Consider the following 16,134-nt stretch of genomic DNA (forward strand, 5'->3'; position numbering starts at 1 on the left):
TCGAGAACGCTTGCGGCCTTCTCTTCATCAGTCTTCTCGGCCAGTGCCAGTTCTGAAATCAGAATCTGGCGGGCCTTGGCCAGCATGCGCTTCTCCCCTGCGGAGAGACCCCGGTCGTGGTCCCGGCGCCACAGATCGCGGACGACCTCTGCCACCTTGATGACGTCACCGGAAGCAAGCTTCTCCAGGTTTGCCTTGTAACGACGCGACCAGTTGGTGGGCTCTTCAGTGAACTCGGCCCGCAGCACGTCGAATACGTGCTCCAGGCCTTCCTTGCCCACTACGTCCCGGACCCCAACAAGGTCAACGTTTTCTGCTGGAACTTCAATGGTCAGATCACCCTGAGCCACCTTGAGCTTGAGATACATCTTCTCTTCGCCCTTGACAGTGCGCATCTTGATTTCTTCAATTTTTGCTGCACCGTGGTGAGGGTAAACTACTGTCTCGCCGACCTCAAAAACCATGTGGACATTCCCCTTTCCCGCAGACCAGTTTATCACGATTAAGGCATACGACTGCCATGGATCGGCCTCGGAAACCGCGTAAATCCGCGGAAAATGGCGTGAATCGGCCGCTTAAAGCCCTTGACGGATGCGGATAATAGTGCATTGGCCACCCCGTGCCAAGGCCCTCCGGCTTCGCTGCCCGGCGTCTCATCCGCGGTCCCGAATCCGCGTTTGAGGGCACTAGCGGATAGGCTATGCCTGAATAATGTTTCAAGACTCTCAAGGAGTGCGTGACGTGCGTTTCACTGCGATGACCCGGGGCCGGCGCGGCAAGCTGGCAATGGCAACGGCTGCACTTGGCATCAGCGTGCTGTCGGTGACCGGCTGCGGCTATATCAACCCCCAGCAGACCACTGAGCAGTACTCTGCCTCCGATGGAACGCGGACGGACCTGGGCCCGCTCCAGCTCCGCAACATGATGGTCATCGCAGACGGTGAGAACAAGCCCGGCCGCGTGCTCGGCGCGGTCTACAACACCTCCTCCCGCGATGTGAAGCTCACCATCGACGGCGCCAGCGGCTCCGAGACCCAGGTCCCGGTCAAAAAGAACTCCTACGTCCTGCTGAACGAGTCCGCCGACCCGGCGATCCTGAGCACCTCCGGCGGCAAGCCGGGTTCGCTCGTGGAGGTCACCATCAGCGAGGACGGCACCAGCAAGACCGCCAAGTTCAAGATGCCGGTCCTGGACGCCACCATCACGGACTACAAGAAGTACCTCCCCACCGCCGAGCCCACCGGCTCCGCGACCCCGTCCGGCACGGCCACCCCCTCCGAATCCGCCACCCCGGGGACGTCGGAGACCCCTTCGGCCACGCCGACGCCGTAGCCCGACGCTTCAGCCCGACGCCGGGCAGTCCCCGGCAACGGCAGTCCAGCCACACACAAAAGGAGGGGCACCCCACGGTGCCCCTCCTTTTGTGTGTGCCGGCTTGTGCGGGATCCGGCTAGGGTTCGAACTTGTAACCCAGGCCCCGGACCGTGATCAGGTACCGGGGCGCCGAGGGGTCCGGCTCGATCTTGCTGCGCAGCCGCTTGACGTGCACGTCGAGGGTTTTGGTGTCGCCGACGTAGTCGGAGCCCCACACCCGGTCGATGAGCTGCCCGCGGGTCAGGACCCGGCCGGAATTCCGCAGCAGCATCTCAAGCAGCTCGAACTCCTTGAGCGGCAGGGAGACCTGCTCGCCCTGGACGCTGACAACGTGCCGTTCGATGTCCATCCGCACGGGACCGGCCTGGACGGTGCTGGAGACCAGTTCCTCGGGCTCGCCGTGGCGGCGCAGGACGGCCCGGACCCGGGCGACGAGCTCACGGGAGGAGTAGGGCTTGGTGACGTAGTCGTCGGCGCCCAGTTCCAGGCCCACCACCTTGTCGATTTCCGCGTCCTTGGCGGTCAGCATAATGACCGGGACGGAGGAGCGCTGGCGCAGCTGGCGGCACACCTCAGTTCCGGACTGCCCGGGCAGCTGGAGGTCCAGCAGGACCAGGTCGGCGCCGTTGCGGTCGAATTCGGTGATGGCGTCCAGGCCGTTGTCCACGACCTCCACCTCGAATCCTTCCTTGCCCAGCAGGTAGGAGAGGGGGTCGCTGAACGACTCCTCGTCCTCGACAATAAGAATCCGGCTCAAGCGCTAGCTCCTTGTTCATGGACGCCGGCGGCGTCGCGTCGATCGTGTCGTGCAGTGTGAGGGGCCTTGCGGGGATCCTGCGCCGGCTCGTCCTGGCCTTCCATTTCCGGCAGGCGGATGGTGAAGGTGGAGCCCTGCCCGGGCTGGGACCAGAGGGTGACTTCGCCGCCGTGGTTGGCCATGACGTGCTTGACGATGCTCAGGCCCAGGCCAGTGCCGCCGGTGTGGCGGGAGCGGGCCGAGTCCACCCGGTAGAAACGCTCAAACACGCGCTCCTGGTCTTCCGGGCTGAGCCCCTCCCCCTGGTCCGTGACGGAGACCGCCACCAGGCCGTCGCGGGCCCGCACCCCCACACCCACGCGGGTGTTCTCGGGCGAGTACCGGATGGCGTTGTCGATCAGGTTGCGCAGCGCCGTGACCAGCAGGTCCTGGTCGCCGTAGACCATGGCGTCGGCCCGGCCGCCCACCACAATGTCGATGTTCTTGCTTTCGGCCGGCAGTTGGGACCGGTCCACGGCTTCGGCCACCACCGTGTTGATGTCCACCGGGTGGGCCTGCTGGGCCACGTTGGCCCCCTGCAGGCGGGAGAGTTCGATGATGTCCTGCACCAGCGCGGCGAGGCGGGTGGATTCCTTGTGCATCCGCTTGGCGAACCGGCGGACGGCTTCCTCGTCGTCGGGCGAAGCTTCCAGCGCCTCGGCCAGCAGCGAGATCGCGCCCACCGGGGTCTTGAGTTCGTGCGAAACGTTGGCGACGAAGTCGTTGCGGATCTCTTCGGTACGGGTGATCTCCGTGCGGTCGTCCGCGAGCAGCAGGATATATTCCTCACCAAGCATGGCGGCGCGGACCTGGACGACGATGGTTCCCTGGCCAAGCGGGCCGCGGGGCAGCTCGAGCTGCTTCTCCAGGATGACGCCGTCGCGGCGGACCTTCGCCGTCATTTCCAGCAGCTGCCGGTGCACCACCGTATGTCCCCGGACCAGCCCGTAAGCGTAGGCGCCCGGGCTGGCGCGCACCACGCCGTCGATGGCGTCCACCACCACGAAGGCACGCCCGACGACGGCGAGCACCTCGGCGGCGCCGTCGGGAAGGGACGGATCGCCGGTTTCGACGTCGCTGATCTTGCGCTGCTGTTCGCTGATCCTGAAGGCCAGCACGCCAAAAATGCCAAGCGCCAGGCCGATGAGGCCTGCGATCACACCGATAAGCATTGGATCCACGGCTTTAGCTTATGCGCAGCGGCCCGGCCGAAATTGAAATCTGGTGCGATTGCGGTGCTGGTTCAGCTAACGTTCACCTATTGAGGCGTAACAGTTCACCGGAGACTGGAAGGGTGAGAGGTTGAACGCCGCTACGGTGAAACGAAACGGGCCGGTCACAGTGGTGCCCGGCGACGTTTCCGAGGAAAGGACGCACCTGTGCGTAAGGTTTTTCAGGAAGAGCTCGTCCAGGTCGGTGAGCAGCTGATCGAGATTTCGAAGCTGGTCAGCGGTGCCTTCGAGAAGGCCACCACCGCCTTTGAGGGGGCGGACATCGACCTCGCCGAGGATGTCATCGCGGCGGATGCCCGGATCGATTTCCTGCAGAACAGCCTCGATGAACGTGCCATCGACATCCTCGCCCTCCAGGGCCCGGTGGCCAGCGACCTGCGCATGATCGTGGGCTCGCTGCGGATGAGCGCTTCCCTCGAGCGGATGGGCGACCTCGCCCGGCACATCGCCCAGCTCGCCCGGCTCCGCTACCCGGCCGTGGTCATCCCGCAGCCGCTGCAGGAGACCTTCAAGAGCTTCGCCAAGTACGACCTCGAAATCGCGGAGAAGCTCACCGTGCTCCTGGAAACCCGCGACCTCGAAGTGGCGCGCGACATCCTGAAGGCCAACACCGCCGTCAACGACCTGCACCTGAGCGTCTTCAAGGCCATCGCACGCAGTGACTGGGCCGAACCCGCAGCCACCACCGTGGACGTGGCCCTGGCCAGCCGTTACTTTGAGCGCTTTGCGGACCATGGCGTCTCCGTCGCGCAGAAGGTCACCTATCTGGTCACCGGCGCCTGGCAGCCCAACAGCATCGAGCACAGCTGACGGCTGGTCCGTCCCGGCAGCAGCCCATACGACGGCGGCCGGTCACCTTGGGGGTGACCGGCCGCCGTCGTTGTATCCCGGGTGGGAAGGAGGACTACTTCTTGCCCTGGTTCGCCACTGCCTTGATGGATTCCGCGGCGGCCTCGGGGTCCAGGTAGGTGCCGCCCGGGTTCAGCGGCTTGAAGTCCTCGTCCAGTTCGTAGACGAGCGGGATGCCGGTGGGGATGTTCAGGCCCGCGATGTCCTCATCGCTGATGCCGTCCAGGTGCTTGACGAGCGCGCGCAGCGAGTTGCCGTGGGCGGTGACCAGCACGGTCTTGCCGGCCTTGAGGTCTTCCTTGATGTCCGACTCCCAGTACGGCAGCAGCCGTACCAGGACATCCTTGAGGCATTCGGTGCGGGGCATGGCGTCGCCGAGGTCCTGGTAGCGCGGATCCCCCACCTGCGAGAACTCCGAGTCGTCGGCAAGGGGCGGCGGCGGGGTGTCGTAGGACCGGCGCCAGGTCATGAACTGTTCCTCGCCGTACTCGGCCAGCGTCTGGGCCTTGTCCTTGCCCTGCAGCGCGCCGTAGTGGCGTTCGTTGAGGCGCCAGTCCCGCTTGACGTCGATCCAGCCGCGGTCGGCCTTTTCCAGTGCCAGGTTCGCGGTGTTGATGGCCCGCTTCAGGCGGGAGGTGTAGAGGATGTCCGGGAGGATGTTGCTCTCCACCAGAAGCTCGCCGCCGCGTACTGCCTCGGCCCGGCCCTGGTCGTTCAGGTCAACGTCCACCCAGCCGGTGAACAGGTTCTTGGCGTTCCATTCGCTGTGGCCGTGGCGCAGCAGAATCAGCTTGTAAGTCATGCTTTTTATCCTAGCCGAGCGCTCCCTGACCGTGCCGAGCGTTACACGCCGCCCGCCTCACCGCAACGGCGATAGGGTTGGCGTGTGGTGCAGAAGGCTGAGCGGGTGGCGTCGCCCCGGAACCAGGGCGCGGCCCGGGACGGAGCCGCGGGCGCCTCCCGTGCCGGCCGGCCGGTGGGCAACGTGACCCGCGGGACCACCAACCCCAACCGGATGCGGCGGGTGGACCGGTGGCTGACCGGCCCCCAGGCCTGGCGCCTCCGCAACGCCACGGACCCGCTGGTGGTGGACCTCGGCTATGGCGCCTCCCCGGCCACCGCCGTCGAACTCTTTGAACGCCTGTCCGCGGTCAGGGCCGATGTGCACATGGTGGGGATCGAGATCGAGCCGGAGCGGGTCCGGCAGGCCAAGGCGCTGGAACGTCCCGGGCTCAGCTTCACGCGTGGCGGCTTCGAGCTTCCGGTGCCGGGCCGGCCGGTCCTGGTCCGGGCCTTTAATGTGCTGCGGCAATACGAGGAAGCGGATGTGGCGGCCGTCTGGCGGCTGGTGCAGGACCGGCTGGCGCCGGGCGGGCTGTTCATCGACGGGACGTGCGATGAGATCGGCCGCCGGGTCACGTGGGTGGCGCTCGACGCCGACCGTCCCCTCAGCCTGGGGCTGTCCATGCGTTTTGGCGGCTTTGAGCTTCCCTCGGAGATCGCCGAACGGCTGCCCAAGGCGCTGATCCACCGGAACGTGCCCGGCGAGCGGATCCACACTTACCTGCAGGCACTCGACAAGGCCTGGCTCGACGCCGCGCCGCTGGCCTCCTTCGGGAACCGGCAGCGCTGGACGGCCATGTGCCGGGCCCTGCGCGAGGCCGGCTGGCCGTTGCAGGACGGCCCGTCGCGCTGGCGGCTGGGCGAGCTCACTGTGGACTGGGAGGCCGTGGCCCCCGCCGGTCACCAGGGGCCGTAAGGGCCCATGTTCCTGCTGCCGCCGCGGCCGGCGTCCTTCACGGCGGGACGGACATCTGCGAGGTACACGGCAGCGGCCGTCACTGCGGCGAGGCCGAAGAGCCCCAGCGGGCCGAAGAACCCTCCGCCACCGCCCACGATGGAGAGCAGCCCGATGGCCAGTGCACCGCCGGTCAGTGCCAGCCAGAACGTTTTGGTCCGTTTGGACACCGCTTCGAACGCGTTGGCTTTGTGCCGGAGGCAGTCGAAGAACGCCCACACCTCGAGGCCAAGGGCCACGAGGGCGAGGAGGAAATAGATTCCTCTTTCGGCAATGTCAATCAGCACTCTTCCGTCCATGCCCCCAGCCTAGCCGTCCAGTGTGGCCAAAGCCTGCTGCAAATCGGCCCACAGGTCCTCGACGTTCTCAATGCCGACGCTCAGCCGGACCAGGTTCGCCGGCACGCTTTCCGGTTCCGCGGTGTGCCGGCGGCGGCGTTCAATCAGGGATTCCACTCCGCCCAGGGACGTGGCCGGCAGCCACAGCTGCAGGGCGCGGATCATCCGGTCGGCGGCGTCGGCCCCGCTGAGGCCGGCCGCCGGCGCCATCTCGATGCACAGCACCGAGCCGAAGCCCTTCATCTGGGACTTGGCCCGCTCGTGTCCGGGGTCCGCGGGGAGCCCCGGGTACCGGACGCTGCTGACGCGGGGATCGCCGCTGAGCCGTTCGGCGATGACCGCGGCCGAGGCCTGCGAGCGCTCAATCCGCAGTGCCAGCGTGCGCAGCCCCCGCAGGGCGAGCCACGCTTCGAAGGGCCCGGCGATGCCGCCGTGGATGGTGCGGTGGTGCAGCAGCTGCGCGTGCAGCTCGGCGTCGGACGTCACCAGGGCGCCCAGCACGACGTCGGAGTGGCCGGACAGGTATTTCGTGACCGAGTGCAGGACGACGTCGGAGCCGAGGCTGAGCGGCTGCTGCACCAGGGGCGTGGAGAACGTGTTGTCGGTGACGACGAGGGCGCCGGCCGCGTGGGCGGCGGCGGTGAGCGCACGGATGTCCGCGACGCCGAGCATCGGGTTGGTGGGGCTTTCGAGCCAGAGCATGCTGGCCGGCTTGCCGTCGGCGGGCGCCAGCTGCGCCAGCACGGCGTCGGTGTCCGCGATGTCCACGGTCCGCAGTTCCAGCGCGCCCTTCTGGGCCAGCTCGGTGGCCATCACGAGGGACCCCGCGTAGCTGTGCGACGGCATGACGAGTACACCCTGCGCCGGGACCAGGGACAGCGCGGAACTCACGGCGGCGAGACCCGAGGCGTACAGGAGGCCCGGAAGCTCGGCGCCTTCCAGTTGCGCCAGCGCCTGCTCGAACGGGTCCCAGGTGGGGTTGGAATACCGGCCGTAGCCGCGGTCTCCGGGACCCAGCGGTCCGGTGCCGAAATACGTCGAGGACAGCACGAGCGGCGGGTTGACCGGGGCGTCGCGTTCACGCGCCGGACGGCCCGCGGCCACCACTACGGTTTCGGCGGAAAGCGAGGCTGCCTGTTCATGGGAGAGACTCATGGTCACAGGGTACGATGCGGCCGCCCCGGCCCCGTAAGGCGTTACGCGCCGGCCACCCTAAAGTGTCGGTGATTATCGGTAGGCTAGAGCGGTGACTACCCAGACTCCCGGCCCGTTCCCTGGCCTGTTCATTGCCTTCGAGGGCGGCGACGGCGCCGGCAAGTCCACGCAGGCAGCCGAGCTCGCCGCGGCGCTGGAGTCACGCGGACTGACGGTGCTGCGGACCCGGGAACCCGGGGGCACCCCGATCGGCGAGAAACTGCGGTCCCTGGTGCTTGACCACGGCCATGGCCACATCGATGCCCACACCGAGGCCCTGATCTTCGCCGCCTCACGGGCGGCCCACGCCAGCCAGGTGATCCGGCCCGCGCTGGAGCGCGGCGACGTCGTCCTCACTGACCGGTACATCGACTCGTCGGTCGCCTACCAGGGCGCCGGCCGGAACCTGGGCACGGAGGCTGTCCGGGATATCAACGCATGGGCCACCTCCGGCCTGCAGCCGGACCTCACCGTGCTGCTCGACGTCGATCCCGCCGACGGCCGGCGGCGCCGGACGGCAGGGGACGCCGCGGAGGACCGGCTGGAATCCGAGGCGGACGAGTTCCACGCCCGGATCCGGGACACGTTCCTGGCTTTGGCAGCGGCCCGGCCGGAACAATATCTGGTCCTGGCCGCGCAACAACCCGTGGCGGAGCTGGCCGGGCAGATCCTCGCACGGGTCGAGGCGCTGCTCACGCTGCGCCAGGGCAGCTCGGCATGAGCGTCTGGGACGACCTCCAGGGCCAGCCCGCCGTCGTCACCCAGCTGCGCCAGGCTGCCGAGGGCGACGGGCTCACGCACGCCTGGCTGTTCACCGGTCCCCCGGGATCCGGCCGGTCCAACGCCGCGAAGGCCTTTGCTGCGGCACTGAACTGCGACCAGGAGGACGTGGCGAGGCGCGGCTGCGGGGAATGCCCGGCTTGCCAGACCATCCTCGGGGAGACGCACTCCGATGTGACTTTCGTGCGGACCGAGAAGGTCACCATCACCATCGACGAGGCCCGCGAGCTCGTCTCCAGCGCCGGCAACCGGCCCTCCTCGGCCCGCTGGCGGATCATCGTGGTCGAGGACGCGGACCGGATGGCCGAGCGCACCACCAACGTGCTGCTGAAAGCCATCGAGGAGCCCACCCCGCGCACCATCTGGATGCTGTGTGCCCCCTCCCCGGCCGACGTGCTCGTCACCATCCGCTCGCGCTGCCGCCCCGTGGCGCTGCGCCTGCCTCCCGCGGCGGACGTCGCGGCCCTGCTGGTCAAGCGCGACGGCGTCGACCCCGAAGTTGCCGAACGCGCGGCCCGCGCCGCGCAAAGCCACGTGGGGATCGCCCGCCGGCTGGCCCGTGACCCCGAGGCCCGGGACCGGCGGCTGGAGACCGTGCGGTTCCCCCTGCACCTGCGCGGCATCACAGCGGCCGTGATGATGGCGGACAAACTGGTCAAGATCGCCACCGAGGAAGCCAACAGCTCCAATGATGAGCGCGACGCCGCCGAAAAGACGGCGCTGCTCGCCACCCTGGGGGCACCCGAAAGCGGGCCGCTTCCGCCGGCGATGCGTGGCCAGGTGAAGCAGCTTGAGGATGACCAGAAGCGCCGCGCCAAACGGTCCATCACAGATTCGCTTGACCGTACCCTGACGGACCTGTTGTCCTTTTATCGGGATGTGCTGATCATCCAGATGGGCAATGCCGTGGAACTGGTCAACCTTGAACTCCGCGAGGAGCTGCGGGAGTTCGCCGGACGCTCGACCGCGGAAGTTACCCTTGCCCGAATGGATGCCATCAACAAGGCCCGCCAGCGGATCACCACCACCAACGTGGCTCCGCTGCTGGCCATCGAGTCCATGGCCGCCAGCCTGATTTGACCCGATCAGCCTCGATCCGCACAGTTCCACGTTCCAAGGAGAACCGCATGACGTCAGTTCCACCATCGCCGGCATGTAACCGAAGCCGGGGGTTCGGCGTGCGGAAGGCCAGCGCCCTGGCGCTGGGCCTGGTGCTGGCCCTGGTGCTCTCCTCGTGCACCCTGTTCGGGGGCGGCTCGAACAGCGCTTCGTCGACGCCCGATCCGTCGATCGCCGCTTCCGCCCCGGCCGAGCTGCGCAGTTTCTACTCGCAGCAGCTCAAGTGGTCCGCCTGCGAAGGTGACTTCCAGTGCGCCAAGGTCAAGGTTCCCGTGGATTACAGCAAGCCCGACGGCGACTCGATTGAGCTCGCCGCGATCAAGCTGGTCTCGAAGGGCGGCAACAAGAAGGGCAGCCTGCTGGTCAACCCCGGCGGCCCCGGCGGCTCCGGCTACGACTTCGTCAAGGATGCCGGGTCCACGAACATTTCCGAGAAGGTACGCTCCAACTACGACGTCGTCGGCTTCGATCCGCGCGGCGTGAAGCGCTCCGCTCCGGTCACGTGCCTCACGGACAAGGAACGCGACGCGAACCGCGCCAAGATCTACAAGCTGGACACCGACGCCGGGCTGGCCGAGGCCCTCGCCGACAACAAGGCGATCGCCGCCAAATGTGCCGAGAAGACCGGCCCCGTCCTGGGCCACATCGACACCGTCAGCGCCGCAAAGGACCTCGACATCCTGCGGGGTGTGCTCAACGACGCCAAGCTGAACTACCTCGGCTACTCCTACGGGACGTTCCTGGGTTCCACCTATGCCTCGCTCTTCCCGGACAACGTGGGCCGCATGGTGCTCGACGGCGCACTGGACCCGTCGCTGAGCAACGAAGAGCTCACGGCAGGCCAGGCAAAAGCCTTCGAAAAGGCCATCCATGCCTACGTGGCCCGGTGCCTGCAGGAGAGCGGCTGCCCGCTCAGCGGTACCCCGGACGAGGCCATCCGGCAGATCCAGGAACTCATCGCCGCGATCGAAGCGAACCCGCAGACCGCCAAGGACGGGCGTGTGGTCAACGCCTCCATGTTCGTCAGCGGCTTCATCCTGCCGTTCTACAACGACGACAACTGGCCCATTCTCACCCAGGCCCTGGACAGCGCCATGAAGGGGGACGTCTCCCCGATGCTGCGCCTGGCCGACTTCGGTGCCGACCGTGAGCCCAACGGCACGTACTCGGCCAACTCGACGTTCGCGTTCAACGCCATCAACTGCCTGGACTACCCGATGACCTCCGACACGGCAGCGATGCGGGCGGACGAGAAGCAGCTCCGGCAGCTCTCCCCGACCCTGGGCTACTACTTCGCCTACGGCGGCACGAGCTGCAAGGACTGGCCCTACAAGAACGTCCGCACCCCCGCGCCGGTCAAGTACACCGGCTCCACCGACATCGTGGTGGTCGGCACCACCGGCGACCCCGCCACACCGGTGGAGTGGGCCAGCTCCCTGCGCAAGCAGCTGGGCACCGCTTCGCTGCTGACGTGGAAGGGCGAGGGGCACACCGCCTACGGCCGCTCCAACAGCTGCGTCGAAAAGGCCGTGGACGGGTACCTCGTGGACGGCAAAACGCCGGCTGATAACACGGTCTGCTGACGCGCCGGAGGCCACCGCCCGGCTCATTTTGACCCGGGCGCAAAGACTCCATTACAGTTGTCTCTTGCATGATCCGCCCGGTTCGCCGGGCGTTCACGCGGTTGCTTCCTTAGCTCAGTCGGTAGAGCGTCTCACTCGTAATGAGAAGGTCATCAGTTCGATTCTGATAGGAAGCTCGAAGAAACCCCGCCATTCCTAGGAATGAGCGGGGTTTTGCTTTTGGGGCTCGTCGCTCAGGGCATAAAACTGCTCCCCGACAGTAGGGCTGATTTCTCAGTCCAACTATCGGGGAGCAGTTCATTTCCCGGAGCCGGTCCCGCCGTGGTTGGTGAGGCTGCTACTTCGCGCCGAGGAAGACCGGGTTCGTGAGGGCGGCCATCGGCCCGAGCAGCAGGGCCGTTCCCATGGCGGTGCCGTTGCTGGGGGTGCCGTCGGCCATGGGGTGGCGGACCTCGACCCGCACGTAGGAGGAGAGCTGCGCCGTGGTGATCCAGCTGTGGGAGCCCTGGCCGGAGGCCGGAAGCGTGACCTGCTGGGTCTGCCCCTCATCAGTGATAATCCGCACCACACCGTTCGGGACACCCGTGATGTCCACGCGCACCGTCACCGGCGCGTCTGCGGCGACATCCAGCCGCTCCCCTACGCCGGCTTTCCGTACGCCCGAGGTGACGCTGAGATCCAGCGAGATGTCGGCGGACTCGGCGATCCAGCTGCGTCCGTTGCGGATGCCCTCCAGCAGCGCGTCGTGGGAGAGCGCCGTGGCGTTGACGACGTTGTGCGGTAAACCGATGACCTGCGGCGCACTGTGGGCGTCACTGTTGCCCATGGCCGGCAGCCAGCGTCCGCCGGTACGCGCAGAGTGGGCGAGCATGGAGTCCCAGGAGTTGATCGCGTACTCGTCATCCGCGGTCCAGGGGCCGGTCCAGACCTCAACGGCGTCGGCGTCGTCGTACCCGAACTTCCAGCGGCAGGCGACGTAGGGGCAGAACGGGTGTGCCGGGACTACCAGGCCGCCCGAGGCATGGATGTGCTGCGCTTCCTGTTCGAATCCCTTGTCGCGGGCCCGGTAGCGCCAGTCGATCCAATCCCCCGGTTCGATACCGAGGGCGAGGTAGTGCCCGTTCCGGGTGGTGACTTCCTCCCCCGTGAGGATCAGCAGATCGTTGCCCGCGAGAGGCCCCCATACCCCGTGCGAGGCGGGGGTGTTGTGGTCGGTGCTGATCATGAAATCGAGTTTCGCGGCCCTTGCACCGGCCGCAACTTCCGCCGGGGTGCGCTTGCCGTCGGAGTAGACGGTGTGCAGGTGGGCGTCCCCGCGGTACCAGGCAGCTCCGCGGCCCGCGACCTGCTTCGGCGGGTACTGGGGACGGAACGGGGCGCCGTCGGGACCGTAGTCGAGGGTGACGTTGACGGTGTAGTCCATGCCTTGCTCGGCCACCTGGTACGGGCCCAGGGCGATGTTCCAGGTCCCCTTGCCGATCGGGCCGGGCAGGTAGCCGGGCGTGGCTTCGGCGGCGCTGATGAAGAATTCGGTGCGGAAGCCGCCGGACCAGCCGCGGAAGCCCTTGCCGGCGATGGCGGTGCCGTTCTCATCGAATACTCCGATGTCGCAGGCGTTGGTCAGCAGCCCCGAGGGCACCGTGGGCTTGCTGTAGGTGTAGGAGACGCTGATCTTGTTGACACCGGCGGGAACCTGCACCGGAAGGTACACGAAGTCGGCGGCTCCGGGGTCCAGATGCCCGGTGAGGGTTTTGGTTTTGCTGGTGCCGGTGTCCGCGGCGGCGAAGCTCATGGGCGCCAGGGTGATGGCTGCGCCGGTCAGTGCAGCAGCGAGGAATCCTCGGCGGCTGGGCGATAAGGGAGCATTATTGGCCTCGTGGGCCTGGCAGGGTGAAGTCACGCCCCCGAGTCTCAGGATGCGGACTTAACGGAAAGCAACGGGTCGACGAACACCGCCTAAACCGCGGCTGGGAAGATGCCGGGACTTATGGAACCTGAGGTCGGGGGCCCGGCCCTGTAGTGACGGCAAGGCCTCTGCCCTTCAGAGCCCGGGCCGGCACTCTCCGCGGCCAAGAATGGACAGTCCCGTCAGGTCGCCGGCCTGGTAGGTGCTCAGGCCGGCGGCATCGGTCGGGTTCATCAGCTGGGTCGGGTCCTGAACATGGTCCAGTCCCACCACATGGGCGAGTTCGTGTTCGATGGTGCCCCGCGCGGGCGCCGGCCCTTCGTGTTCGATGATGGTCTGCAGGCCGGGCCCGTTCAGGGTCAGCTGGCCGCTGACGTACGTGTAGTCCCGGTTGCCCAACCCGACGGAATCGCTGCCGCCCAGGCCGAGGACAGTGTCGCCGTACTCGGGGTTGGTGAAGCGGGGCTCTTCCGCGCTGGTTTCCCACGCGATGAGCACCGGCGCCCACCGGTCACCGTACCGGTCCGGCTGGTAGGACTGCCGGTCCTTCGACGGCGCCTCTGTGGTGGCGCCGTCGTCGATGAACATCAGCCCGGTCGCCCGGGAGACCGCCGCGACGGCCTCTTCGATGAGCTTCGGCCCGGCCGCGGGCGAGTTGGCGGCGCGGGTGACGTAGTGGATCGGCCGGCAGGGGTCGTAGGTCACGGGCTGCCCGCCGTTGCTGGTGTCCATAAAGGCGTAGGCGGTGGACCAGTCGGTCACCCGTGCGGGCGTGCCGAGGGGCACGGCATGCTCCTCCCGGCCCGGCGTCGGGTACGTGGCGAACGGATCGGGCATACCTGCGTCTGCCTGGCTCCGGTTCCGGTTGGGATCCGGCGCGGTGTGGTAGATCAGGCCGCCGGACTCACCGGCGGCGGCGGTGGTGGCGGGGCTGGCGGCGGGGCCGCCCAGGATCGCCGAGGGTTTCAGGTCGCCGTGCAGGTAGAGGCTGAAGCCGGCCGTAAGTACGCCCGTGATCACGACGGCGGCGACCCTCGACAATGTCCCGACGATCAGGGCACCGCGCGGCCGTTTCCGCACGGCCGGTGACGGGTAGGCCTGACCGGTCCCCCAGCCAGGATAATGCGGAACCCCGGGCCGCTCCGGTTTGCTGGCGTGTTCCTCCGGCCGCCACAGCGGACTCTGTGACGGCTCCCCCGGTCCATCCATCCGCAGCTTCTCCCCCGTTGTTCCCGACTCCGGTGTCAGCGTAAGGGAATCCCGGGCTTCACGCCATGGTTAGACGCCCACATGCCCGCGGCGGCATGGATTTCCCTGGCAGCGCGCCGGGGGCAGGGTCAGGGGCCGCTCCCGGGCCGGATCTGCTTGTCATTCCGCGCCCGGTCCGCGAATCTTGGGAAATGGACCGGCCTGAGCGCGAGGTACGCCCGGCGGCAGCGCCGTCGGGACGGACCCCGACGCCGGTTCCCGGCAGCAACCGGCCCTGGAGCGCGGTGGTCGGCTTCGGGCTGGTCAGCCTGGCGACCGACCTCGTCTCCGACGGCGCCCGCCCGCTCGCCGGGCCGCTTCTGGCCCAGCTTGGCGCCTCTGCGCTGCTGGTGGGGGTAGTGACCGGCGCAGCCGAGGCCGCGGCCCAGGGGCTGCGCCTGGTCTTTGGGCCGTGGGCGGACCGGACGCGCAAATACTGGACGTTCACGCTGGCCGGATACGCCACGACGGCGGTGTGCGTGCCGCTGCTGGCGCTTGCCCCGGCCGCGGGTGCCGCGGGGCTGGTCCTCGCCTCGGTGCTGATCATCGGGGACAGGGTAGGCAAGGCCGTGCGCAGCCCTGCCAAGACGGTGCTGCTGGCCGCCGCGGCCAAGGGGGTGGGCCGCGGCCGGGGCTTCGCCGTGCACAAGTCCCTGGACCTCGCCGGAGCGGTCGCCGGACCCGTCATCGTCGCCGCGGTGCTGGCCGCGACCGGAGTCCTTCCGGCAGCCTTCGCTGTCCTGGCCGTTCCCGCCGGCGTCGCCGTCGTGCTGCTGCTGGCGTTGCGCCGCAGGGTTGCGGGGCCGGACAGCGCCGGCACAACACCGCTCCCGGCAGGCAGGCCCACGGCCTTATTCTCCGGCGTATTCCTGCTCTTTGCGGTGTGCGCCTTCTTCTGGAGCGCCGGACTGGTGGCCTTCGGCGTCATCGCCTACCACCTCGGCGCTGACGTGGCTGTTCCCGCCCCCGTGGTTCCGTTGCTCTATGCCGCCGCCACGGGCGCGGCGGCGCTGGGGGCGTTGGGGAGCGGCAGCGTCTACGACCGGCTTGGTCCGTCGGTGCTGCTGGTCCTGCCGGTACTCATCGCCGCCATGCCCGTGCTGGCCTTCTCCAACGTCCTCGCCCTGGTGCTGGCCGGCGTCGCGGTGTGGGGCGCCGCCACAGGAGTCCAGGACTCAACCGTCAAGGCGCTAGTGGCGGATCTTGTGCCGGGGCCGAGGCAGGGGTCCGCATACGGGGTCTTCGCCGCCTTCGAGGGTGCGGGCGCGCTGGCCGGCGGCGCTCTTTACGGAGCCCTCTACGGTGCGTGGCCGGCCCTGATCGCCGTCGTCGCGGCCCTCCAGGTGGCGGCGTTGGGCCTGCTGCTCATGACGGTTCGGCGGTTGCACCGGACGGGAGAGGCCGGCACCGCCGCAGCGGCGGGCGGTGCCGTTGACCCGGTTGTTAGCGTCCCCAGACGGACGCGGCGCCGGAGTGACCGGTGACGATGCTCTGGTAAACGTAGACGGCGCCGGCCACGGCGCCGGCGACCAGCAGAATGATCCGCACCACCCGGTTTGCGCGCAGGCTTCCGAGGAAGGTGAACCGCCGGCCGATTGGCTCGAAGGTCACCACGATCATTGCCGCGACCACCACAAAGAACACCACCGAAATGATCTTCAGCGCGTCGCCCTGCTGGGCGTGGGCCAGTACCGCTGCCGTGGCCGGCCGGGACTTCTCCAGCTGCTCGCCCGCCTGCGCCGTGACAAGGGCCACCGGAACCAGCAGCAGGGACAATACAGCCAGGGGCCAGGCCAGGTACCGGCGCCAGCGCGGCGCGGCCGCGTACACAATGGCAGCGAGGCCGGCCATCGGACCCAACACCACAACGGCGTGGACCAGCAGGATGTGTGCCGGAAGGCCTGCAATTTCAATCAC

The 16,134-nt window shown here is 68.0% G+C and carries 16 protein-coding genes and 1 tRNA gene; 8 read left to right on the forward strand and 9 right to left on the reverse strand.

All coding sequences use genetic code 11. From position 1 onward, the window contains the following. Positions 1-464: CarD family transcriptional regulator (locus AC1DBE_RS11340; protein ID WP_476970589.1), on the reverse strand; the 464-nt coding region annotated here is incomplete at its 3' end. Between the two features lie 277 nt (positions 465-741). On the opposite strand from AC1DBE_RS11340, the gene AC1DBE_RS11345 reads away from it, so the two are divergent. Continuing rightward, the gene (locus AC1DBE_RS11345) at positions 742-1,332 is read left to right on the forward strand and encodes a hypothetical protein (protein WP_476878632.1); all 591 of its coding nucleotides are present in this window, start codon (positions 742-744) and stop codon (positions 1,330-1,332) included. 118 nt (positions 1,333-1,450) lie between these two features. On the opposite strand, the gene AC1DBE_RS11350 is transcribed toward AC1DBE_RS11345, so the two are convergent. Both AC1DBE_RS11350 and AC1DBE_RS11355 read right to left on the reverse strand, forming a co-directional pair. After that, complete coding sequence (locus AC1DBE_RS11350; protein ID WP_476878631.1) at positions 1,451-2,131, reverse strand: winged helix-turn-helix domain-containing protein; 681 nt, start codon at positions 2,129-2,131, stop codon at positions 1,451-1,453. Further along, positions 2,128-3,342, reverse strand: coding sequence for a sensor histidine kinase (locus AC1DBE_RS11355; RefSeq protein WP_476970665.1), 1,215 nt, complete (start codon positions 3,340-3,342; stop codon positions 2,128-2,130). Before AC1DBE_RS11355 ends, AC1DBE_RS11350 begins: the two co-directional genes overlap by 4 nt. A 207-nt stretch (positions 3,343-3,549) precedes the next feature. Between AC1DBE_RS11355 and phoU the strand changes: the two genes are divergently transcribed. Next, on the forward strand, positions 3,550-4,212 hold the full coding sequence (phoU, locus tag AC1DBE_RS11360) for a phosphate signaling complex protein PhoU (protein WP_476878630.1): 663 nt from the start codon (positions 3,550-3,552) through the stop codon (positions 4,210-4,212). Positions 4,213-4,306: 94 nt separating this feature from the next. Here phoU and AC1DBE_RS11365 read toward each other — a convergent pair whose 3' ends face one another. Beyond that, positions 4,307-5,053: a phosphoglyceromutase gene (locus AC1DBE_RS11365; RefSeq protein WP_476878629.1), complete on the reverse strand. Its 747-nt coding sequence runs from the start codon at positions 5,051-5,053 to the stop codon at positions 4,307-4,309. A gap of 84 nt (positions 5,054-5,137) precedes the next feature. Between AC1DBE_RS11365 and AC1DBE_RS11370 the strand changes: the two genes are divergently transcribed. Further along, positions 5,138-6,010: a class I SAM-dependent methyltransferase gene (locus AC1DBE_RS11370; protein WP_476970590.1), complete on the forward strand. Its 873-nt coding sequence runs from the start codon at positions 5,138-5,140 to the stop codon at positions 6,008-6,010. Here the strand turns inward: AC1DBE_RS11370 and AC1DBE_RS11375 are convergent. Continuing rightward, on the reverse strand, positions 5,995-6,348 hold the full coding sequence (locus AC1DBE_RS11375) for a DUF2516 family protein (RefSeq protein WP_476878627.1): 354 nt from the start codon (positions 6,346-6,348) through the stop codon (positions 5,995-5,997). The genes AC1DBE_RS11370 and AC1DBE_RS11375 overlap by 16 nt on opposite strands. Before the next feature lie 9 nt (positions 6,349-6,357). Further along, the gene (locus AC1DBE_RS11380; protein WP_476903843.1) at positions 6,358-7,542 is read right to left on the reverse strand and encodes a trans-sulfuration enzyme family protein; all 1,185 of its coding nucleotides are present in this window, start codon (positions 7,540-7,542) and stop codon (positions 6,358-6,360) included. A 91-nt stretch (positions 7,543-7,633) separates the two neighbouring features. Here AC1DBE_RS11380 and tmk point away from each other — a divergent pair, with 91 nt between their 5' ends. The 4 genes from tmk (at position 7,634) to AC1DBE_RS11400 (ending at position 11,239) form a co-directional block, all read left to right on the forward strand. After that, positions 7,634-8,302 (forward strand): dTMP kinase, encoded by a 669-nt coding sequence (tmk, locus tag AC1DBE_RS11385; RefSeq protein WP_476878625.1) that lies wholly within the window; start codon positions 7,634-7,636, stop codon positions 8,300-8,302. Continuing rightward, complete coding sequence (locus AC1DBE_RS11390) at positions 8,299-9,441, forward strand: DNA polymerase III subunit delta' (protein ID WP_476970591.1); 1,143 nt, start codon at positions 8,299-8,301, stop codon at positions 9,439-9,441. The genes tmk and AC1DBE_RS11390 overlap by 4 nt, the downstream gene beginning before the upstream one ends. Before the next feature lie 47 nt (positions 9,442-9,488). Next, complete coding sequence (locus AC1DBE_RS11395; RefSeq protein WP_476970592.1) at positions 9,489-11,063, forward strand: alpha/beta hydrolase; 1,575 nt, start codon at positions 9,489-9,491, stop codon at positions 11,061-11,063. 103 nt (positions 11,064-11,166) lie between these two features. After that, positions 11,167-11,239: transfer RNA gene (locus AC1DBE_RS11400), tRNA-Thr, on the forward strand. Positions 11,240-11,400: 161 nt separating this feature from the next. Here AC1DBE_RS11400 and AC1DBE_RS11405 read toward each other — a convergent pair. Both AC1DBE_RS11405 and AC1DBE_RS11410 read right to left on the reverse strand, forming a co-directional pair. Beyond that, positions 11,401-12,963 (reverse strand): CehA/McbA family metallohydrolase, encoded by a 1,563-nt coding sequence (locus tag AC1DBE_RS11405; protein WP_476970593.1) that lies wholly within the window; start codon positions 12,961-12,963, stop codon positions 11,401-11,403. A gap of 141 nt (positions 12,964-13,104) precedes the next feature. Further along, entirely contained in the window at positions 13,105-14,049 is a 945-nt protein-coding gene (locus tag AC1DBE_RS11410) for a peptidase (protein ID WP_476879774.1), read from the reverse strand. Between the two features lie 320 nt (positions 14,050-14,369). Between AC1DBE_RS11410 and AC1DBE_RS11415 the strand changes: the two genes are divergently transcribed. Further along, on the forward strand, positions 14,370-15,701 hold the full coding sequence (locus AC1DBE_RS11415) for an MFS transporter (protein WP_476970594.1): 1,332 nt from the start codon (positions 14,370-14,372) through the stop codon (positions 15,699-15,701). On the opposite strand, the gene AC1DBE_RS11420 is transcribed toward AC1DBE_RS11415, so the two are convergent. Beyond that, positions 15,661-16,134 (reverse strand): DUF2231 domain-containing protein, encoded by a 474-nt coding sequence (locus tag AC1DBE_RS11420; RefSeq protein ID WP_476879772.1) that lies wholly within the window; start codon positions 16,132-16,134, stop codon positions 15,661-15,663. The two genes, AC1DBE_RS11415 and AC1DBE_RS11420, sit on opposite strands and share 41 nt — an antisense overlap.

The organism is Arthrobacter sp. 10T416, from assembly GCF_056394165.1.